Origin of the sequence: Enterobacter soli ATCC BAA-2102 (assembly GCF_001654845.1) — a bacterium.
In the GTDB taxonomy this organism is placed as follows: domain Bacteria; phylum Pseudomonadota; class Gammaproteobacteria; order Enterobacterales; family Enterobacteriaceae; genus Enterobacter; species Enterobacter soli.
The window spans coordinates 75,196-95,178 of record NZ_LXES01000040.1 but is presented as its reverse complement, the minus strand read 5'-3'; the positions used below and the strand labels follow the sequence as shown (position 1 = coordinate 95,178).

Sequence of the window (19,983 nt, the reverse complement as noted above, 5' to 3'; positions counted from 1 at the left end):
AGGCTCTGCTGCTTCCGTTATAATCCGTTTCAGTAAGAGCCTGCGGAATAAAAAAATATGGAATATCACTTAACACTTAACTGGCCCGAATTTATTGAACGCTACTGGCAAAAACGCCCGGTCGTTCTGAAACGCGGGATCAGCAATTTCATCGACCCCATCTCCCCTGATGAGCTGGCCGGCCTGGCAATGGAAAACGAAGTGGACAGCCGCCTGGTCAGTCACCAGGACGGGAAATGGCAAGTCAGCCACGGCCCATTCGAAAGCTACGATCACCTGGGTGAAAACAACTGGTCTTTACTGGTTCAGGCGGTCAACAACTGGCATGAACCTACCGCAGCGTTAATGCGTCCGTTCCGCGCCCTGCCCGACTGGCGAATGGACGATCTGATGATCTCCTTCTCCGTTCCCGGCGGCGGTGTTGGTCCGCATCTGGATCAGTACGACGTGTTTATCATTCAGGGTACCGGTCGCCGCCGCTGGCGTGTGGGTGAGAAAGTGCCGATGAAACAGCACTGCCCGCATCCGGACCTGCTTCAGGTAGATCCATTTGAAGGGATTATCGACGAGGAGCTGGAGCCTGGCGACATTCTCTATATTCCGCCTGGATTCCCGCATGAAGGTTACTCCCTGGAAAACTCCCTGAACTATTCCGTTGGTTTCCGCGCGCCAAGCGGCCGGGAGATGATCAGCGGTTTTGCCGACTACGTGTTGCAGCGTGAGCTGGGCAGCTACCGTTACAGTGACCCGGATGTGCCGGCACGTGAGCATCCTGCCGATATTCTGCCGCAGGAGCTGGATAAGCTGCGCGGGATGATGCTGGATTTGATTAACGAACCTGAACATTTCAGACAATGGTTTGGTGAGTTTGTCAGCCAGTCCCGTCACGAGCTGGACGTAGCACCGCCAGAGCCGCCGTATCAGGCCGACGAGATTTATGATGCGCTGCAACAGGGCGATAAGCTGGTACGCCTCGGAGGATTGCGCGTACTGCGCATTGGCGAAGATGTTTTCGTTAACGGCGAGAAGCTGGATTCTCCGCACCGCCCGGCGCTTGAATCCATTGCCAGCCACATGGTGCTGACTGCGGATACCTTTGGCGATGCGCTGGAAGACCCGTCATTCCTCGCAATGCTGGCCGCACTGGTGAACAGCGGGTATTGGTTCTTTGAGGACTGAGTCGTGATATTTGCCGGGTGGCGGCTTCGCCTTACCCGGCCTACAAAACCTCATACTGCCTTGTGGCTACCGTTTCGCCGTTAACTCTGCGATCCGCACGATCACTTTCACCGCTTTCTCCATGCCTTCCAGCGTCACAAACTCGTGTTTGCCGTGGTAGTTATACCCGCCGGTAAACAGGTTCGGGCATGGCAACCCCATGAACGAAAGCTGCGAGCCGTCTGTGCCGCCGCGAATCGGTTTCAGCATAGGCTCAATGTCGCAGTCCCGCATCGCCTGCTGGGCGATATCAAGGATATGCGGATGCTCCATTACCTTCTCGCGCATATTGTAATAGCTGTCTTCAATGATCAGCTCAATATAGCAATCAGGGTGCAGCCCCTTGCCCACCTTTTTGGCGATCTCCATCATCTTGCGCTTACGCGCTTCAAAGGCTTTACGATCAAAATCGCGGACGATGTAGTGCATCTGCGCACTGTCCACGGTGCCTTTGATGCTGGTCAGATGATAGAACCCCTCATAGCCATCGGTCAGCTCCGGGCTCTCTTCTGCCGGGACTTCCGCATGAATGCGCGAGGCCAGCGACAACGCATTCACCATCACCCCTTTTGCAGACCCTGGATGCAAGTTGTTGCCCACAATTTTAATGGTGACCGACGCCGCATTGAAGTTTTCAAACTCCAGCTCGCCAACGCCGCCGCCGTCGACGGTATAGGCCCACTGCGCGTTAAAGGCTTCAACATCAAAATGCTTCGCGCCTTTACCCACCTCTTCATCCGGCGTGAACGCCACGCGGATATCGCCGTGCGGGATATTTTTGCCTTTCAGTACAGCCAGCGCGGTCATGATCTCGGCAACACCGGCTTTGTCATCCGCACCCAGCAGGGTTTTACCGTCGGTGGTGATCAGCGTTTGCCCCAGCAACTGATGCAATACCGGGAACATCACCGGGGAGAGCACTTCGTCGCCAATACCCAGCGCAATATCACCGCCACGATAGTTTTCGACAATCTGCGGATTAACATGCTTACCGCTAAAATCCGGTGAGGTATCGACATGGGAGATAAAGCCGATGGCCGGGATATCTGCGTCGATATTCGCAGGCAGCGTTCCCATCACAGTGCCTTTATCGCTGAGTGTGACGTTGACCAGCCCCAACTCCTCGAGTTGCCCTTTCAGCAGGTTTAATAACTTCCACTGGCCTTCGGTGCTCGGCACCTGCCGGACGCCCGGTTTAGATTGGGTATCCAGCGATACGTACTGTAAAAAACGCTCAAGTAATTTATCCATGCAGTCACCCTCACTTTTTGTGACAACATTATCAATAAGCATCAAAACGCAAATATTGCGTCAGGTCACTTTTATCCCGCAAACGAGAATTTTTTCCGTTTATGCTGAGGTGCGATAATAAATGTAGCTTATGAATCAGTGACAAGGATTGGCGATTACAGTGGTTTGCCGTAGAATGTCCGCCCTCATTACGAGTCACCAAGGTGGTTACACACAAACCCCGCTTCGGAGTGCCACCCGGAGCGTCTATATGGGACAGCGCAAAAATTGAATACACAACCCCGTTCCCTTTCACCGCTGGTGCAACTGGAACGAATTCGTAAAAGCTTTGATGGTAAAGACGTGATTTCCGATCTCAATCTGACCATCAATGACGGTGAGTTTCTTACGCTGCTTGGCCCTTCAGGCTGCGGCAAGACAACCGTACTGCGCCTTATCGCCGGGCTGGAAAATGTCGATGACGGCCACATCCACCTTGAGAACCTCGATATCACGCAGGTTCCTGCCGAAGAACGTCACGTCAATACCGTCTTTCAGAGCTATGCCCTGTTCCCGCACATGACCGTGTTTGAGAACGTGGCGTTTGGCCTGCGGATGCAAAAAACGCCAGCAAACGAGATCCCACCCCGCGTGACCGATGCGCTAAAGATGGTGCAACTGGAAGAGTTTGCCCAGCGTAAACCGCATCAGCTTTCCGGTGGTCAACAGCAGCGCGTCGCCATTGCGCGCGCCGTGGTCAACAAGCCACGCCTGCTGCTACTGGATGAATCCCTCTCGGCGCTGGATTATAAACTGCGCAAACAGATGCAAAACGAGCTGAAAGCGCTGCAACGTAAGCTTGGCATCACCTTTGTCTTCGTGACCCACGATCAGGAAGAAGCGCTCACCATGTCAGACCGCATTGTGGTGATGCGGGACGGCAAAATTGAGCAAGACGGCACGCCGCGCGAAATCTACGAAGAGCCGAAAAACCTGTTTGTGGCAAGCTTCATCGGCGAGATCAACATCTTCAACGCAACGGTCATTGAGCGTCTGGACGAACAGCGGGTGCGGGCAAACGTTGAAGGCCGTGAATGTAATATCTACGTGAACTTCGATGTTCAGCCGGGGCAGAAACTGAATGTCCTGCTGCGTCCGGAAGACTTGCGCGTCGATGAGATCCACCATCAGGCGGATGCCGAAGGCCTTATTGGCTACATCCGCGAACGGAACTACAAAGGGATGACCCTGGAGTCCGTGGTTGAGCTGGAAAACGGTAAAATGGTGATGGTCAGCGAATTCTTTAACGAAGATGACCCTGACTTTGACCACTCCCTCGATCAGAAAATGGTTATTAACTGGGTAGAAAGCTGGGAGGTTGTACTGGCTGATGAAGAACACAAGTAAATTCCAGAATGTGGTGATTGCCACTATCGTCGGTTGGCTTGTGTTGTTTGTCTTTTTACCCAACCTGATGATTATCGTGACCAGCGTCTTAACCCGTGACGATGCCAATTTCGTGTCGCTGGTCTTCACACTGGACAACTACTCGCGCCTGCTCGACCCGCTCTATTTTGAGGTGCTGCTGCACTCGCTCAATATGGCGCTGATCGCGACCGTCGCCTGTCTGGTGTTGGGCTATCCCTTTGCGTGGTTTCTGGCGCGTCTGCCGCAGAAAGTGCGCCCCCTGCTGCTGTTTTTACTGATTGTTCCCTTCTGGACCAACTCATTAATCCGTATTTACGGGCTGAAGTTATTCCTCAGTACTAAAGGGTACATGAATGAATTTCTGCTGTGGCTTGGGGTGATCGATACGCCTGTGCGTATCATGTTTACGCCAGCTGCGGTAATCATTGGCCTGGTGTACATATTGCTGCCGTTTATGGTGATGCCGCTTTACTCCAGCATTGAGAAGCTCGACAAACCGCTGCTGGAAGCCGCGAAGGATCTGGGTGCGGGTAAGCTGCAAACCTTTATCCGCATTATCATTCCGCTGACCATGCCGGGCATTATTGCCGGATGTCTGCTGGTGATGCTGCCTGCCATGGGGCTGTTCTACGTTTCCGACCTGATGGGCGGCGCGAAAAACCTGCTCATTGGTAACGTCATTAAGAGTCAGTTCCTGAACATCCGTGACTGGCCGTTCGGCTCTGCCACCAGCATTACCCTCACGCTGGTAATGGGTCTGATGCTGCTGGTGTACTGGCGCGCCGCACGTTTACTGAATAAGAAGGTGGAACTCGAATGATCGGTCGACTGCTTCGCGGCGGTTTTATGACCGCCATTTATGCCTACTTATACATCCCGATTATCATTTTGATCGTGAACTCGTTTAACAGCTCGCGCTTCGGGATCAACTGGCAAGGTTTCACGACCAAATGGTACAGCCTGTTAATGAACAACGACAGCCTGTTGCAGGCGGCTCAGCACTCGCTGACGATGGCTATCGTCTCCGCCACCTTTGCCACGCTGATAGGCTCCCTGACCGCGGTTGCGCTCTATCGCTATCGCTTTCGCGGTAAACCGTTTGTCAGTGGGATGCTGTTTGTGGTGATGATGTCGCCGGATATCGTGATGGCGATTTCACTGCTGGTGCTGTTTATGCTGCTGGGCGTACAGCTGGGGTTCTGGTCGCTGCTGTTTTCCCATATCACCTTCTGCCTGCCGTTTGTGGTGGTCACTGTTTACTCGCGTCTGAAAGGGTTTGACGTCAGGATGCTTGAAGCAGCGAAGGATCTGGGCGCCAGCGAGATAACTATCCTGCGCAAGATCATTCTGCCGCTGGCAATGCCTGCCGTTGCCGCCGGGTGGCTGCTGAGCTTTACCCTGTCGATGGATGACGTAGTGGTCTCCTCTTTCGTGACCGGGCCTGGCTATGAAATTCTGCCATTGAAGATTTACTCGATGGTGAAAGTTGGCGTTTCGCCTGAGGTGAACGCGCTGGCGACTATTCTGTTGGTGTTATCGCTGGTTCTGGTTATTGCCAGCCAGCTTGTTGCGCGTGATAAAACAAAATCTCTGGGGACATCGAAATGAAAAAAATGTTTGCCGCTGCGGCGCTGGTGCTGGGTATGAGCGCGGCGCACGCTGATGACAGCAAGACACTCTATTTCTACAACTGGACCGAGTATGTGCCGCCGGGCCTGCTGGAACAGTTCACCAAAGAAACCGGTATCAAGGTTATCTATTCCACCTATGAGTCGAATGAAACCATGTACGCCAAGCTCAAAACGTACAAAGACGGCGCATACGATCTGGTGGTTCCATCAACCTATTTCGTCGACAAAATGCGTAAAGAGGGCATGATCCAGAAGATCGATAAAACGAAGTTGTCCCACTTCAATAACCTCGATCCGCAGATGCTCAACAAGCCGTTCGACCCGAATAACGACTACTCTATTCCGTATATCTGGGGGGCTACGGCCATTGGAATCAACAGCGATGCCATTGACCCGAAAACCGTCACCAGTTGGGCAGATCTGTGGAAACCTGAGTATAAAGGCAGCCTGCTGTTGACCGACGATGCGCGTGAAGTGTTCCAGATGGCGCTGCGTAAGCTCGGTTATTCCGGTAACACCACCGATCCGAAAGAGATTGAAGCAGCCTATAACGAACTGAAAAAACTAATGCCAAATGTGGCGGCATTCAACTCTGATAACCCGGCTAACCCGTATATGGAAGGTGAAGTAAACCTGGGGATGGTCTGGAATGGCTCCGCCTGGGTTGCGCGTCAGGCCGGTACGCCGCTGACGGTGGTCTGGCCAAAAGAAGGCGGCATCTTCTGGATGGACAGCCTCTCTATTCCGTCTAACGCCAAAAACGTTGAGGGTGCCCTTAAGCTTATCAACTTCCTGCTGCGCCCGGACGTGGCAAAACAGGTTGCCGAGACCATCGGTTATCCCACGCCAAACCTGGCCGCGCGTAAACTGCTGAGCCCGGAAGTCGCCAACGATAAGTCTCTGTATCCGGATGCCGACACCATCAGTAAAGGCGAATGGCAGAATGATGTTGGCGACGCGAGCCGCATTTACGAGGACTATTACCAGAAGTTAAAAGCTGGCCGCTAACCGGCGTCACGTTCTTCCTCACTCCGACTACACGGAGTGAGGAAGGATTAATTAACGGCATTCTCCCCGGCCCAGAGCGTGGCCATGCGCATGGCTTCGATGACCTCCTCCTCTGACAGCCCCAGTGCATTGCATTTTTTTGCTGCATCGTTCCACTTCTGCTGCTCATACAAACGACACAGCGACACTATTTCGGCCAAAACGCCTTCCTGATGACACAGCGCATTGCTCACACTCTGCGGCACGGCAATCTGTTTCATCAACTCCGCCATCGGCAGCTCAAGGATGGTATCGAGTAACGAGAACAGGCCGCAGATAAACGCGTTTTCAGCCAGCAGCGGCTCGTCCATTTTCTCTGCCACCAGCTCGCAGAATTTCCCCCGCATCATGCTCAGAGGGTAAAGCTCGTTAACGGTGTCATTGCCTGCGCTGGCCAGCACCACGACCGCCACAAACCGTCTGAGCTGGTTTTCACCAAGGTACATGAGCACTTCGTTCAGGGTTAACTTACTGAAATTACAGGCACCCGCATATTTAAATGCAGTATGTTTCATATACCGCATGATCTTATAGGACAACGTGAGGTCAGTTTTAATCAACGACTCAATTATCCTGAAATCGGGTTTATTGCGCCCCACTTCCACCTGAAGCCGGAAAATCGCCAGCTGGTTTTGCGATAAGCGTTTATATTTAATGATCTCCGGGCGGCAAAAAAAGTATCCCTGAAACAGGGTAAATCCTGCCTCACGATATTTTTCGAATTCCTCTTTAGTCTCAACTTTTTCAGCGAGATACTTAATATGTCCGGTCAGTTTTTTACGTGGTTGCAAATAATTTTCAATTTGCGCTAAGGTATTATTCCTTACATCAAACTTCAGTATCGATATATAGGGTAAAAAAGCATCCCATTCCGCCGCAAGGGTAAAATCATCCAGCGCAAAGCGATAACCATTAGCATTCATCTCTTTGACGGCCTGAAGCAACTCCTCTCCGGGCACGGCGTCTTCGAGGATCTCAATGACCACGTTGTCTTTATCCAGCGCTTCCCCGCTGCGGTTGATGACCATGTGTGAGGGGAAATTAATAAACGACGTCAGTGCCCCTGCGATCCGCTGGGACGGAACACATAAAAATTGGTCAGAAATCATCCGGGACGTGGCATATTCCGCCGACACATCCGGGAAACGGTTATTCATCCCATCCCTGAACAACAATTCATACGCAATGGTATTCATGTCCGTATTAAAAATGGGTTGTCTTGCGATAAATGCGTACATATACCGCCCTCCTTATCGGCCTTATTGTTATAAGCATCCTCTTTCTACACGAGTATATCGACCATTATCGAGCGCTATTTTGACTTATGGCACAAATTAATGGTAACCACACTAATTAACAGGATTTAAGGTTTGTAAAATTTAAATTAAATAAACTCTCCGCTATACAGAAAAATGACGATATATCCGATAAATACTTTGTGTCTGCCTGCCAGGCACAACTTTACGGGAGAAGAGAATGAAAAGCGCCATGGTCCAGAAGCAAAGAATAAGAGTCAAGACGTTGATGCTGTTATCCATTTTCATCACCGTGACGGTGGGTTTTACGGCAACGATTGGTTTTATGATGTGGCAATGGATGGCTCAGCAGGAACAGCTGGCTAAAAAACACGTCCAGCAGATTGCCCAGGTTCAGTCGTTACAGGTCAGCAAACAGATGGATTCGGCGCTGGCTGCCGCCCATGATATTGGCAACAGCGCGCTGGCACTGCGTGATGCGGGGATCCCCGACCGCCAGGGGCTGAACCAGTTGCTGGTTCATTATCTTGCGGCTCACCCCAATTTTCTGTCCATGTCGATGGCTTTTGAGCCCAACGCTTTTGACGACAAAGATGCCAGCTTTGCCGGTCAGAGCGGTGAGGACCCGGCAGGCCGCTACGCCCGTTACGTTGACCGTGATGCCACAGGTAAGCCGGCTTTACACCTGCTGACCGACTTCGAAACACCGGGCAGCGGCGACTACTATCTGCTACCAAAGCAGCGCCAGAAAGATGTGATCATCGAGCCCTATATCTACCCCTATAACGGCGTGGACGTGATGCTCACCTCGATTGCCGCACCTGTCATGCACAACGGGCAGTTTCTCGGATCGGTGACGTCCGATTTCTCTCTCGCCACGCTGCAAAAAATGATTGGGGCCATTAAACCCTGGAACGGCACGGGCTACGCCCTGCTCCTTTCGGCGGGTAATAACGTGGTTTCCAGCCCTGACAAGGGCGCAGTGGGTAAACCTTATTCCGGCAAAGTGACCGGCAGTGAGGTTTCCCGCGCCGATGACCCGCTGCTGAAAGAAGAGGCGTTTATTACCTGGCAGACGATTAACATCGGCAACAGCCAGACGCCGTGGAAGCTGGCCATCGTCACGCCGGTAAGTGAAGTGATGGCCGAGGCGCGCCAGTTTTTGCTGAAAGCCATCATTCTGATGGTATTAAGCATCGTGGTGGTGAGTCTGGTGATGGCACAGATCTTTACCCGCAAAGTGGATCGTCCGGTTGGCGGAGAGCCTTCTGTGGCAGCAGGGATCGCCCTGGCGGTCGCCAGAGGGGATTTGAACAACGCTATTCCCGTGCGGGCGGGCGATACCAGCAGCATTTTTTACGCGCTGCATACCATGCAGATGCAGCTTAAACGCATCGTCGATAACATCAACGAAGCCAGCCATTCCGTTCATGGCGGTACCAGCGAGATTGCCGCCGGTAATCTCGACCTGGCATCCCGCACCGAGGAACAGGCGGCAGCCATTGTGGAAACCGCGGCCAGCATGGAGGAGATTTCCGTCACGGTGAAAAACAATGCCGACAACGCCCATAAGGCGACGCTCCTCACTGACCAGGCAGCCACCATTGCCGGTCACGGTGAAATGCTGGTGAATGAAGTGGTAGAGGTTATCGGCGAAATCGACGAAAGCGCACGTAAGATTGGTGAGATCAACAGCATCGTGGACGGCATCGCCTTCCAGACCAATATTCTGGCGCTGAATGCCGCCGTGGAAGCCGCCCGGGCAGGCGAACAGGGCCGCGGTTTTGCCGTGGTGGCGGGTGAAGTACGTAACCTTGCCCAGCGCAGCGCCAGTGCCGCCAAAGAGATCTCGCAGCTGATTGCCGAGTCTTCGGGTCGCGTCAGTAAAGGGGTTGAGCTGGTTAATGAAACCGGTGGGATGATGAAACAGATCATTGAGGCCGTTTCACATGTTCATCTGGTGATTAACGAGATTGTCCAGGCGCTGGACGAGCAGAACCGGGGCATTAGCCAGGTCAGTACGGCGGTTAATCAGATGGACAGCACGACCCAGCAGAATGCGTCGCTGGTTCAGCAGATCTCCGCAGCGGCCATGTCGCTGGACGAACAAGCCAAATCACTGGAGAAGACACTGGCCTTCTTTAATTCATAACCAAAAACAAGGCCGGCTAGCGTTTGCTTACCCGGCCTCGCCATGACAACCTGCGCAGCTACAGCCCTTTCAGCAGCTTATCGACAAACTCCGGTACAACCTGGCTTGCCAGCCCGTAATGCTTCTCTTCAAATTCGCTGCCGACCTGACTCGGCTCCAGATTGAGTTCAACGGTGTGCGCCCCCTGCAACCGGGCTTCATGAACAAACCCTGCCGCCGGATAGACATGGCCTGAGGTGCCGATAGCGATAAACACATCCGCCATCGCCAGCGCGTTATAAATCTCATCCATTCCCAGCGGCATTTCACCGAACCAGACCACATGCGGGCGCAGGCGCGACGGGAACTGGCAGCAATGGCAACGGTCATCTGGTTGCACATCGTCCGTCCAGTCGAGCACCTGACCGCTCCAGGCACAGCGCACCTTCAGCAGTTCGCCGTGCATATGGATGATATTGCGGTTACCGGCGCGCTCGTGCAAGTTGTCGATGTTCTGGGTGACCAGCAGAAAACGGTCGCCCAGCGCCTCTTCCAGCCGGGCCAGCGCCAGATGAGCCGCGTTCGGTGCTACCTCGGGTTGCTGAAGCTGCCGACGGCGCGCGTTATAGAACCCCTGCACTAAATCGGGATCTCTGGCAAAGCCTTCCGGGGTAGCCACATCCTCTACACGGTGCTCTTCCCACAGCCCGTCAGCCGCACGAAACGTGCGAATACCGGACTCGGCAGAGATCCCCGCACCGGTCAGTACCACCACTCTGGGTTTATCCATCGCTTCTGGCATCATCCTGTCTCTGAAAAAGATCCGCTGGCGCAAGCGCTCACGCAAACGGCGTTTATTTTTACGAAAACGGCTGAGTCGACCCTGGCGACGCGACAGCATAGTAACCTCGTAGACTAATCGGTGAGATGAAGGAAGGCGGCTCCGCGCATTCCTCCTGCGTCCCCGTGGCGCGCACGCTCAATACGCGGCACGCGGGCAACGGGTAATAAATGTCGGGGCAAACGCCCGGACAATTGTTCCGTTATCGCGGTAAAGTTTGATAACCCGCCGCCAATCACCAGCAGATCGGGGTCGACGATGGTCAGGATATTCCCCAGACACACCGCCAGCAAATCCAGGTAGCGTTCAACGTGTTCACGCGCCTGTTCATTGCCCTGCTCCCACAGCGTAATGATTTGCGGGGCATCAATTTTCTGATGATAGAAGTGTTCGTATAGCCATGCAAACCCGCCCCCGGAGAGATAGTTCTCGATGCACCCATGCTGGCCACACCCGCATCGCGTCAGCGGAAAATCACGCCCAACGACCTCGAGGGCATCGACTGGCAGGCGAATATGACCAAACTCACCGGTGATATAACTGCGCCCCGTAATGGGCTTACCGTTGACAACAATTCCCCCGCCAACACCCGTGCCGAGGATCAGCCCCATCACCAGCGGATATTCCCGGAACTCGTCATCCCAGGCTTCGGAAAGGGCAAAACAGTTGGCATCGTTGTCTAAACGCACGTCGCGCTCAAGGAGAGCGGAAAGGTCGGCGCGCAGCGGTTTGCCGCTGGCAGCAGGCACGTTGGCGGCATACAGCGTGCCGTCGTCGGTTTCGGGCATCCCCGGAATACCAATCCCCACAGAGCCTTTCACGCCAAAGCGCGCATCGGCTTGCGCCACCAGCGTGGCAATGGCGGTTAAGAATTCATCGTAGCTTTCGCGTGGGGTGGGAACGCGGGTTTCCCATTGTAGTTTGAGATTTTCATCAAATACGCCCAGCGCAATTTTGGTGCCACCAATATCAAATCCATAATACATAACGCATTCCTCTTTCTGATTTGGCGGCCCGAAAGCCGCTAAATCATGACGAAATTACTGGCCACTTAATACCCTCGCCGGATCAATTCGGCTTGCGCGACGCGCCGGATACCAGCTTGCCAGCAGACTCAGTAAAAGTGCTGTAACCAGCACATAAATAACGTCCAGCCAGTGCAATTCAGACGGCAGGAAGTCAATAAAATAGATATCACCCGACAGGAACTGATGGCCGATAAGTTTTTCGATCAGATTGATAATCGGCGTCAACTGAAGAGAAACCACCACGCCAATCACCACACCGCAGAGACTGCCAAACAACCCGGCCAGTAAACCATACCAGACGAAAATGGCGCGAATAAGACCGTCTTTCGCCCCCAGGGTGCGCAACACGGCAATGTCGCCGCTCTTGTCTTTAACGGCCATGACCAGTGTCGAGACGATGTTAAAGCAGGCCACACCAATCACCAGCACCATGGCCAGGTACATAATGGCGCGGATCATCTGAATATCACGGTACATATAGCCGTACGTGCCAATCCAGCTCTTGATGTAGACGTAGTTATTGGTCACCCCACCCGCATCACGAACCAGCTTATTGGCGTTAAAGACGTCATTAACCTTAATGGCAATCCCCGTCACGCTGTCGCCCATGTCCAGATACTGACGTGCATCTTCCATCGGCACCATCGCAAAGCTGTGATCGAGCTGACCGCTCAGCTGGAGAATACCCGTTACGTGCAGGCGCACGCGTTTTGGCTGCTGTAATTTATGGTCCGCGCTGGCGTTGGGGATCATGATAGAAACCCAGTCACCCTGCTTCACTTTCAGCGCGTCAGCCACGCCTTTACCCATAATGATTTGCTGCTCGCCGGGCTTAAAGTTTGCCCACGCGCCGTTCTGCACATATTTCGGCAATGCGCTTAAACGCTCTTCCTGCTGCGGGTTTACCCCTTTAACCTGGATGGCACGCAGGTTTACCCCGCTTTCCACCAGCCCGGTGAAATTGATGTACGGCGCAGCGGCGGCAATGCCCGGCACTTTTTCCACTTTCGCGAGCGCATCGCTCCAGTTTGTCCAGGGCTGGTTAACCGGCTCGATTTCGCCGTGAGGCACCACGGCCAGAATGCGGTTGTTAAGCTCACGCTCAAAGCCGTTCATGGCGCTCAGCCCCACAATCAGCACGGCAACACCCAGCGCAATCCCCACGGTGGAAATCACCGAGATAAGGGACACCATACCGCCGCGACGGCGGCCACGGCTAAAGCGTAAACCGATGAGTAACGATAACGGTGAAGCCATTACTCCGCTCCCATCAGAGTCAGCTCGGCGTTCAGATGACCATCGCGCATCTCAAGCTGACGGCCCATGCGTTTAGCCAGTTGCAGATCGTGGGTCACCACCAGGAATGCCGTTCCCTGCGATGCGTTAAGCTCACCCAGAAGCTGAAAAATGCTGTCCGCATTACGCGCGTCCAGGTTACCGGTCGGTTCATCTGCCAGCACCAGACGCGGGTTGTTCACCAGCGCACGGGCAATCGCCACACGCTGACGTTCGCCGCCAGACAGCTCAGACGGACGGTGATTACCACGATGCCCAAGCCCTACCGCTTTCAGCATATCGCTGGCACGGGCGTTAATTTCTGCCGGTTTCTTTTTGCCAATCAGCAGCGGCATCGCCACGTTTTCCAGCGCCGTGAAATCCGGCAGCAGGTGGTGGAACTGGTAGATAAAGCCCAGCTCGCGGTTACGCAATTCGGCTTTCGCCGCAGACGACATTTTGCTCATCGGCTGGCCGGAGAAAATCACGTCGCCTTCGGTTGGCGTATCCAGCCCGCCCAGCAGGTGCAGCAAGGTACTTTTACCGGAGCCGGAGCTGCCGACAATCGCCATCATTTCGCCTTCACCCACGCTAAAGCTCACATTGTGCAGGACATCAGTCTGTACAGTGCCTTCCTGATAGCGTTTGGACAGGTTGTCGCATTGCAACAGGATCTTATTCATAACGTAAAGCCTCAGCGGGTTGAGTGGCGGCAGCGCGCCATGAAGGATAAAGCGTGGAAAGCAACGCAATGGCCATCGCAGCCAGTGCAATGCCAATCACCTGCAACGGCTCAATCGCGACGGGCAGCGCCGCGCCATCAAGAAGTGCACCGATAATTGGCATTAAATTATTGAGCTGGCTGGCCAGCAATGCGCCCAGCACGGCGCCCAACAGCGCGCCAATAATCCCGGCGCTGGCACCCTGCACCATAAACACGGCCATGATCTGACGCGGCGTTAGCCCCTGGGTTTGCAGAATGGCGACTTCGCCCTGTTTTTCCATCACCATCAGCCCAAGTGAGGTGATGATATTAAACGCGGCCACCGCCACGATCAGGCTCAGCAGCAGCCCCATCATGTTTTTTTCCATGCGCACGGCCTGGAACAGCTCGCCTTTGCGGTCACGCCAGTCCTGCCATTTTGTCCCTTCCGGCAGTTTTTGCTGGCTGAGAACATCCACTTTCAACGGCGCATCAAGCCACAGACGCCAGCCGGTGATGTTGCCCGCCGGATAGCGCATCAGCCGCGATGCATCCTGAATGTTGACCAGCATCTGATAGCCGTCGACTTCGCTGTTGGCAGCAAAGGTACCAATAATGTTGAACAGACGCTGGCTTGGCAGACGCCCCATCGGCGTAAACTGACTGGCAGACGGCACCATCACACGCAGCTGGTCGCCACGGTTAACGCCAAGCTGCCCGGCAAGTTGTTCGCCGAGAATCACGTTGTATTGCCCCGCCACAAGATCGGTTTGCTTCACGTTAACCAGGTACGGCGTGAGCGGATCGTTCTGGGCCGGGTCGATCCCTAGCATCACGCCAACCGCCACGCTGCGGGCGCTTTGCAGCACCACGTCACCGGTGGTAAGCGGCGCAACGCGCGTGACACCCTGCAATTTCGCGGCACTTTCCGGCAGCTGTTGCGGGTTAACGGAACCGTTTGAAGAAGAGAGTACGGCCTGTGGCATCAGCCCCAGGATGTTGTTTTGCAGCTCGCGCTCGAAGCCGTTCATCACGGAGAGAACCGTCACCAGTGCCATCACGCCAAGCGTGATACCAATAGTGGAAAGCCAGGAGACAAAGCGACCGAATCGGTCCGCGGCGCGCCCACGCATGTAACGTAAGCCTATGAAGAGTGCGACAGGTTGGTACATGAAATCCGTCTGTTTGCTGATAGCAGACCCACGAGTATATAAGCGAATCCGTTAAGCGTAAATGACTGAAACCGTAAGCTTTGGTAATCATTTTTCCGAAAAAATCAGATAAATCATAGTGCTACTCTCTGAACGTAGATCCTGCGCCCTCCACCTTTTCCGAAAAACGTACTGATACAGACTGTTACTGATTACATCCCCTGCCCCTTCACCCAGGATAAACGGTTCGTTTATGGCAATACAGGTACCGTTTCCCGATGAAACAAAAAGCATTATGGATTAATCAGATAAAAGGGCTGTGCATCTGCCTGGTGGTGATTTATCACTCGGTTATCACCTTTTATCCGCATCTCAGCGGGCTACAACATCCTCTTTCCGGGCTTCTCGCCAAATGCTGGGTCTACTTTAACCTTTACCTCGCGCCGTTTCGGATGCCGGTGTTTTTCTTTATTTCAGGCTATTTGATCCGCCGGTATATCGATGAAGTGGGCTGGCGAACCAGCCTCGATAAACGCATCTGGAGCATTGTCTGGGTGCTGGCCCTGTGGGGTGTCCTGCAATGGCAGGCGCTGAGCCACCTGAATGCCTGGCTGGCCCCGGAGCGCGAATTAGCCACCTCATCAAATGCCGCCTACGCAGATTCCGTCCCGGAGTTTATTCTGGCGATGCTCACCGCCAGCACCAGCCTGTGGTACCTGTACGCGCTGGTGGTCTACTTCACGCTGTGTAAGCTGTTTAGCCGCTGGAAACTGCCGGTGCTGGGGCTTCTGGCGCTGGCGAGCATCGCAATAAACTTCCTGCCGCTGCCGTGGTGGGGGATGAACAGTGTGGTGCGCAATATGATCTATTACAGCATGGGTGCGTGGTACGGTGCAGAGCTCATGGCATGGATGAAAGGGCTGTCACTGCGCCGCGTCTGGCTGCCTGTTGCTGCGTTTGCTGCGATATCCGTCGTGCTGTGGTTTGTCAATGCCCCGCTACTGCTCTCCCTGCTGTCTGTCCTGCTTATCATGAAGCTCTTCTACAGCGTCGAACAACGCTACGCCGTGCATCCCAATAATCTGCTCAATGTCATTGGCTCAAACACCATTGCCATTTACACCACGCATCGCATTTTAATCGAGGCATTTAGCCTGTTCCTGATTGGCGAAATGAATGGCGCATCCTGGCCTGTCTGGGCAGAGCTGGCGCTGATCCTCGTCTATCCGTTTGCCAGCCTGTTAATCTGTACACTTTTCGGTCTTGGCGCACGCAAGCTGTCTACCGCGTTGTTTGGCGATCTGTTCTTTTCCCCTCCTGCGCGTCTTTCTCCGGCGCCCGCCGCTCCCTAATGTCCATCTCGCCCTGATTCAGGGCGAGTTTACCGCCTGTGCGGTTCCGGTTTGCTTATGCAAAACGATCGAGGATAATAAAGACATTGCGTATCAGTGATATGCCCCAATACTGGGTATACCCATAAGAGACTCTGACATAGCCATGCCTGAACACTACCGTTATTCCTTGCCCGGCAAAGCGGGCGACCAACGCCAGCTGGGTGAACTCACGGGCGCGGCGTGCGCCACACTGGTGGCAGAAATCGCAGAGCGGCATCCCGGCCCGGTGGTTCTTGTTGCCCCGGATATGCAAAATGCACTACGCCTGCATGACGAAATCCGCCAGTTCACCGATAACCTGGTCTTCAGCCTGGCTGACTGGGAAACGCTGCCGTATGACAGCTTCTCCCCGCACCAGGAGATCATCTCCTCACGCCTGTCCACGCTCTATCAGTTGCCGTCCATGCAGCGCGGCGTGCTGATTGTGCCGGTAAACACCCTGATGCAGCGCGTCTGCCCGCACAGCTATTTACATGGTCATGCGCTGGTGATGAAAAAAGGCCAGCGTCTGTCGCGAGATACCCTGCGTGCACAGCTTGACAGCGCCGGATACCGCCACGTTGATCAGGTGATGGAGCACGGCGAATACGCCACTCGCGGCGCCCTGTTGGATCTCTACCCGATGGGCAGCGACCAGCCTTACCGTCTGGACTTTTTCGACGACGAAATCGACAGCCTGCGTGTCTTTGATGCCGACACGCAGCGTACGCTGGAAGAAGTTGAATCCATCAACCTGCTGCCTGCTCACGAATTCCCGACCGACAAAACCGCCATCGAGCTGTTCCGCAGCCAGTGGCGCGACAAGTTCGACGTGAAACGCGATGCGGAACATATCTATCAGCAGGTCAGCAAAGGCACCCTGCCTACCGGGATCGAATACTGGCAGCCCCTGTTTTTTAACGAGCCATTGCCTGCGCTGTTCAGCTATTTCCCGGCCAATACGTTGATTGTAAACACCGGGGATATCGACGCCAGCGCCAGCCGTTTTGAAGGTGAAACCCGCGCCCGCTATGAGAGCCGTGGGGTTGACCCGATGCGCCCGTTGCTGCCACCCGAACAGCTGTGGCTGCGTAGCGATGAGTTAAATACAGAACTTAAGCGCTGGCCGCGTGTGCAGCTCAAAACGGACACCCTTGCCGATAAAGCCGCGAACACTAACCTCGCTTTCCAGAAGCTGCCTGATTTGGCCGTCCAGGCGCAGCAAAAATCGCCACTGGATAGCCTGCGCAAGTTCCTTGAGTCCTTTACCGGGCCGGTGATTTTCTCGGTAGAAAGTGAAGGCCGTCGCGAAGCATTAGGCGAGCTGCTCGGTCGCATTAAAGTCGCCCCTAAGCGTATTTTCCGCCTTGATGAAGCCACCGCCAACGGGCGTTACCTGATGATCGGCGCCGCCGAGCACGGTTTTATTGATACGCTCAATAATCTGGCCCTGATTTGCGAAAGCGACCTGCTGGGCGAACGTGTGGCTCGTCGTCGCCAGGATAGCCGCCGCACCATTAACCCGGACACGCTTATCCGCAACCTGGCGGAGTTGCACCCGGGGCAGCCCATTGTTCACCTTGAGCACGGTGTTGGTCGTTATCAGGGGATGACTACCCTTGAAGCGGGCGGTATTAAGGGTGAATACCTGATGCTGACCTACGCCAACGACGCCAAACTTTACGTGCCGGTTTCGTCGCTGCATCTGATTAGCCGTTATGCCGGGGGTGCCGAAGAAAACGCGCCGCTGCATAAACTGGGCGGTGATGCCTGGGCCCGCGCGCGCCAGAAAGCCGCCGAAAAAGTGCGTGATGTGGCCGCCGAGCTGCTGGACATTTACGCCCAGCGCGCGGCCAAAGAAGGTTACGCCTTTAAGCATGATAAAGAGCAATATCAACTGTTCTGCGACAGCTTCCCGTTTGAAACCACGCCGGATCAGGCCCAGGCCATCAATGCGGTGTTGAGCGATATGTGTCAACCGCTGGCGATGGACCGGCTGGTGTGCGGTGACGTGGGCTTTGGTAAAACCGAAGTGGCGATGCGCGCGGCGTTTTTAGCCGTGGAGAACAACAAGCAGGTTGCCGTACTGGTGCCAACCACCCTTCTCGCCCAGCAGCATTATGACAACTTCCGCGATCGCTTCGCCAACTGGCCGGTGCGTGTCGAAATGCTGTCCCGTTTCCGCAGCGCCAAAGAGCAGACACAAATTCTGGAGCAGGCAAGCGAAGGTAAGATCGATATTCTTATCGGCACCCACAAACTGCTGCAAAGCGACGTGAAGTGGAAAGATTTAGGGCTGCTGATTGTCGATGAAGAGCACCGCTTCGGCGTGCGTCATAAAGAGCGTATCAAAGCGATGCGTTCCGATGTCGATATCCTGACCTTAACCGCCACGCCAATTCCGCGAACCCTGAACATGGCGATGAGTGGAATGCGCGATCTGTCGATTATCGCCACACCACCGGCGCGTCGCCTGGCGGTGAAAACCTTCGTACGCGAGTACGATAGCCTGGTGGTACGCGAAGCCATTCTGCGTGAAGTGCTGCGCGGCGGGCAGGTTTACTATCTCTTTAACGATGTTGAAAACATCCAGAAAGCGGCAGATAAACTGGCGGAGCTGGTTCCCGAGGCGCGTATCGCCATCGGGCACGGGCAGATGCGTGAACGCGAGCTGGAACGGGTGATGAACGATTTCCACCACCAGCGTTTTAACGTGCTGGTTTGTACCACCATTATTGAAACCGGTATCGACATCCCAACGGCCAACACCATCATCATTGAACGCGCGGATCACTTTGGTCTGGCGCAGCTGCACCAGCTGCGTGGCCGGGTTGGGCGCTCACACCACCAGGCCTACGCCTGGCTGCTGACGCCGCATCCAAAAGCGATGACCACTGACGCGCAAAAGCGTCTGGAAGCCATCGCCTCACTGGAAGATCTGGGTGCAGGGTTTGCCCTGGCCACCCACGACCTGGAGATCCGCGGTGCCGGTGAACTGCTGGGTGAAGACCAGAGTGGTTCCATGGAAACCATTGGCTTCTCGCTGTACATGGAACTGCTGGAAAACGCCGTTGATGCGCTCAAAGCCGGGCGTGAGCCGTCACTGGAAGATTTGACCAGCCAGCAAACGGAAGTCGAGCTGCGGATGCCGTCCCTGCTGCCGGACGATTTTATCCCGGATGTGAACACCCGCCTGTCGTTCTACAAACGCATAGCCAGTGCGAAAAGCGAAAACGAGCTGGAAGAGATCAAAGTGGAGCTTATTGACCGCTTTGGCCTGCTGCCGGATGCCGCGCGAAACTTGCTGGATATTGCCCGGCTGCGCCAGCAGGCACAGAAACTGGGCATTCGTAAGCTGGAAGGTAATGAAAAAGGTGGCGTGATTGAGTTTGCCGAGAAGAATCACGTCAATCCGATGTGGCTGATTGGTTTACTGCAAAAACAGCCACAGCATTTCCGCCTGGACGGGCCAACGCGCCTGAAGTTCACCCAGGAGCTTGCTGAACGTAAAACCCGCATGGACTGGGTGCGTAACTTTATGCGCCAGCTGGAAGAAAACGCGATCGCCTGACCTGCCTCTCTCCCCGGTGGGATACACACTGCCGGGGAGACAATTTACAAACTCTTTGCAAACCTCCTGGATTTCCCGACACATCCATTCGCCATAATTA

The 19,983-nt window shown here is 54.5% G+C and carries 15 protein-coding genes; 8 read left to right on the top strand and 7 right to left on the bottom strand.

What is annotated here, in order from left to right; translation table 11 throughout:
- The first annotated feature begins 57 nt into the window (after nucleotides 1-57).
- The gene (locus M987_RS14345; protein ID WP_014069821.1) at nucleotides 58-1,179 is read left to right on the top strand and encodes a ribosomal protein uL16 3-hydroxylase; all 1,122 of its coding nucleotides are present in this window, start codon (nucleotides 58-60) and stop codon (nucleotides 1,177-1,179) included.
- A 66-nt stretch (nucleotides 1,180-1,245) separates the two neighbouring features.
- On the opposite strand, the gene pepT is transcribed toward M987_RS14345, so the two are convergent.
- A complete protein-coding gene (gene pepT / locus M987_RS14340; protein ID WP_014069820.1) occupies nucleotides 1,246-2,469 on the bottom strand; it encodes a peptidase T in 1,224 nt (407 codons plus the stop codon).
- 267 nt (nucleotides 2,470-2,736) lie between these two features.
- Here pepT and potA point away from each other — a divergent pair, with 267 nt between their 5' ends.
- From potA to potD, 4 genes are read left to right on the top strand one after another with little or no spacing between them, the layout of a single operon-like run.
- On the top strand, nucleotides 2,737-3,855 hold the full coding sequence (potA, locus tag M987_RS14330; protein WP_014069819.1) for a spermidine/putrescine ABC transporter ATP-binding protein PotA: 1,119 nt from the start codon (nucleotides 2,737-2,739) through the stop codon (nucleotides 3,853-3,855).
- Entirely contained in the window at nucleotides 3,839-4,696 is an 858-nt protein-coding gene (gene potB, locus M987_RS14325) for a spermidine/putrescine ABC transporter permease PotB (protein ID WP_014069818.1), read from the top strand. The genes potA and potB overlap by 17 nt, the downstream gene beginning before the upstream one ends.
- Nucleotides 4,693-5,484 (top strand): spermidine/putrescine ABC transporter permease PotC, encoded by a 792-nt coding sequence (gene potC, locus M987_RS14320; protein WP_014069817.1) that lies wholly within the window; start codon nucleotides 4,693-4,695, stop codon nucleotides 5,482-5,484. Before potB ends, potC begins: the two co-directional genes overlap by 4 nt.
- Nucleotides 5,481-6,515: a spermidine/putrescine ABC transporter substrate-binding protein PotD gene (potD, locus tag M987_RS14315; RefSeq protein WP_014069816.1), complete on the top strand. Its 1,035-nt coding sequence runs from the start codon at nucleotides 5,481-5,483 to the stop codon at nucleotides 6,513-6,515. The genes potC and potD overlap by 4 nt, the downstream gene beginning before the upstream one ends.
- A gap of 47 nt (nucleotides 6,516-6,562) precedes the next feature.
- Here potD and M987_RS14310 read toward each other — a convergent pair whose 3' ends face one another.
- On the bottom strand, nucleotides 6,563-7,792 hold the full coding sequence (locus M987_RS14310; RefSeq protein ID WP_014069815.1) for an EAL and HDOD domain-containing protein: 1,230 nt from the start codon (nucleotides 7,790-7,792) through the stop codon (nucleotides 6,563-6,565).
- 238 nt (nucleotides 7,793-8,030) lie between these two features.
- On the opposite strand from M987_RS14310, the gene M987_RS14305 reads away from it, so the two are divergent.
- Entirely contained in the window at nucleotides 8,031-9,962 is a 1,932-nt protein-coding gene (locus M987_RS14305) for a methyl-accepting chemotaxis protein (protein ID WP_014069814.1), read from the top strand.
- Between the two features lie 58 nt (nucleotides 9,963-10,020).
- Here M987_RS14305 and cobB read toward each other — a convergent pair whose 3' ends face one another.
- The 5 genes from cobB to lolC are packed head-to-tail and all read right to left on the bottom strand — an operon-like array spanning nucleotide 10,021 to nucleotide 14,960.
- Nucleotides 10,021-10,842: a Sir2 family NAD+-dependent deacetylase gene (gene cobB, locus M987_RS14300; protein ID WP_014069813.1), complete on the bottom strand. Its 822-nt coding sequence runs from the start codon at nucleotides 10,840-10,842 to the stop codon at nucleotides 10,021-10,023.
- 14 nt (nucleotides 10,843-10,856) lie between these two features.
- Entirely contained in the window at nucleotides 10,857-11,768 is a 912-nt protein-coding gene (nagK, locus tag M987_RS14295; protein WP_014069812.1) for an N-acetylglucosamine kinase, read from the bottom strand.
- Nucleotides 11,769-11,822: 54 nt separating this feature from the next.
- The gene (lolE, locus tag M987_RS14290) at nucleotides 11,823-13,067 is read right to left on the bottom strand and encodes a lipoprotein-releasing ABC transporter permease subunit LolE (RefSeq protein WP_014069811.1); all 1,245 of its coding nucleotides are present in this window, start codon (nucleotides 13,065-13,067) and stop codon (nucleotides 11,823-11,825) included.
- Nucleotides 13,067-13,768 carry a lipoprotein-releasing ABC transporter ATP-binding protein LolD gene (lolD, locus tag M987_RS14285; RefSeq protein WP_010429765.1) on the bottom strand — a complete coding sequence of 234 codons (702 nt, stop codon included), beginning with the start codon at nucleotides 13,766-13,768 and terminating at the stop codon, nucleotides 13,067-13,069. Before lolD ends, lolE begins: the two co-directional genes overlap by 1 nt.
- Entirely contained in the window at nucleotides 13,761-14,960 is a 1,200-nt protein-coding gene (gene lolC / locus M987_RS14280; RefSeq protein WP_014069810.1) for a lipoprotein-releasing ABC transporter permease subunit LolC, read from the bottom strand. Before lolC ends, lolD begins: the two co-directional genes overlap by 8 nt.
- A 257-nt stretch (nucleotides 14,961-15,217) precedes the next feature.
- Between lolC and M987_RS14275 the strand changes: the two genes are divergently transcribed.
- Nucleotides 15,218-16,291: an acyltransferase family protein gene (locus M987_RS14275; RefSeq protein ID WP_014069809.1), complete on the top strand. Its 1,074-nt coding sequence runs from the start codon at nucleotides 15,218-15,220 to the stop codon at nucleotides 16,289-16,291.
- Between the two features lie 145 nt (nucleotides 16,292-16,436).
- Nucleotides 16,437-19,883, top strand: a complete 3,447-nt coding sequence (gene mfd, locus M987_RS14270; protein WP_014069808.1) for a transcription-repair coupling factor — start codon at nucleotides 16,437-16,439, stop codon at nucleotides 19,881-19,883.
- Nucleotides 19,884-19,983 lie beyond the last annotated feature (100 nt).

Excerpts from the sequence above, each read along its gene's own strand:
- M987_RS14345 (WP_014069821.1), top strand. The coding sequence starts at position 58 with ATGGAATATCACTTAACACTTAACTGGCCCGAATTTATTGAACGCTAC.
- pepT (WP_014069820.1), bottom strand. The coding sequence starts at position 2,469 with ATGGATAAATTACTTGAGCGTTTTTTACAGTACGTATCGCTGGATACC.
- potB (WP_014069818.1), top strand. The coding sequence starts at position 3,839 with ATGAAGAACACAAGTAAATTCCAGAATGTGGTGATTGCCACTATCGTC.
- potC (WP_014069817.1), top strand. The coding sequence starts at position 4,693 with ATGATCGGTCGACTGCTTCGCGGCGGTTTTATGACCGCCATTTATGCC.
- potD (WP_014069816.1), top strand. The coding sequence starts at position 5,481 with ATGAAAAAAATGTTTGCCGCTGCGGCGCTGGTGCTGGGTATGAGCGCG.
- M987_RS14310 (WP_014069815.1), bottom strand. The coding sequence starts at position 7,792 with ATGTACGCATTTATCGCAAGACAACCCATTTTTAATACGGACATGAAT.
- M987_RS14305 (WP_014069814.1), top strand. The coding sequence starts at position 8,031 with ATGAAAAGCGCCATGGTCCAGAAGCAAAGAATAAGAGTCAAGACGTTG.
- cobB (WP_014069813.1), bottom strand. The coding sequence starts at position 10,842 with ATGCTGTCGCGTCGCCAGGGTCGACTCAGCCGTTTTCGTAAAAATAAA.
- nagK (WP_014069812.1), bottom strand. The coding sequence starts at position 11,768 with ATGTATTATGGATTTGATATTGGTGGCACCAAAATTGCGCTGGGCGTA.
- lolE (WP_014069811.1), bottom strand. The coding sequence starts at position 13,067 with ATGGCTTCACCGTTATCGTTACTCATCGGTTTACGCTTTAGCCGTGGC.
- lolD (WP_010429765.1), bottom strand. The coding sequence starts at position 13,768 with ATGAATAAGATCCTGTTGCAATGCGACAACCTGTCCAAACGCTATCAG.
- lolC (WP_014069810.1), bottom strand. The coding sequence starts at position 14,960 with ATGTACCAACCTGTCGCACTCTTCATAGGCTTACGTTACATGCGTGGG.
- M987_RS14275 (WP_014069809.1), top strand. The coding sequence starts at position 15,218 with ATGAAACAAAAAGCATTATGGATTAATCAGATAAAAGGGCTGTGCATC.
- mfd (WP_014069808.1), top strand. The coding sequence starts at position 16,437 with ATGCCTGAACACTACCGTTATTCCTTGCCCGGCAAAGCGGGCGACCAA.